Below are 690 nucleotides of genomic sequence, written 5' to 3'. Positions count from 1 at the left end.
CGGACGCGGATGCTGCGACCGACACGGATGCTGCCGCTGACACGGATGCTGACGCTGACACGGACGCTGACGCTGCTGCTGACACGGACGCGGATGCTGCGACCGACACGGATGCTGCTGCTGACACGGATGCGGATGCTGCGACTGACACGGACGCTGCTGCTGACACGGATGCAGATGCTGCGACCGACACGGACGCTGCTGCTGACACGGATGCGGATGCTGCAACCGACACGGACGCTGCCGCTGACACGGATGCTGCCGCTGACACGGATGCGGCTGCTGACACGGACGCTGCGACCGACACGGACGCTGCAACTGACGCTGACGCTGACGCTGACGCTGACGCTGCTGCTGACACGGACGCTGCTGCTGACACGGACGCGGATGCTGCAACCGACACGGATGCGGATGCTGCGACCGACACGGACGCTGCTGCCGACACGGACGCTGACGCTGACGCTGACGCTGACGCTGCTGCTGACACGGACGCGGATGCTGCGACCGACACGGATGCTGCCGCTGACACGGATGCAGATGCTGCAGCCGACGCGGATGCGGATGCTGCAACCGACACGGATGCTGCAACCGACACGGATGCAGATGCTGCAACCGACACGGACGCGGATGCTGCAACCGACACGGATGCGGATGCTGCAACCGACGCGGATGCAGATGCTGCAACTGCAA

At 65.7% G+C, this 690-nt stretch carries 1 protein-coding gene; it reads left to right on the top strand.

The features are described from left to right. A partial coding sequence (locus OOT08_RS07090) for a hypothetical protein (protein ID WP_325091897.1) occupies window positions 1-690 on the top strand: 690 nt, incomplete at both ends.

The sequence above is a fragment of the Leucobacter sp. M11 genome (assembly GCF_035726885.1).
Taxonomy (GTDB): Bacteria; Actinomycetota; Actinomycetes; order Actinomycetales; family Microbacteriaceae; genus JAPFRB01.
This window is presented reverse-complemented; position numbering and strand designations above follow the sequence as displayed.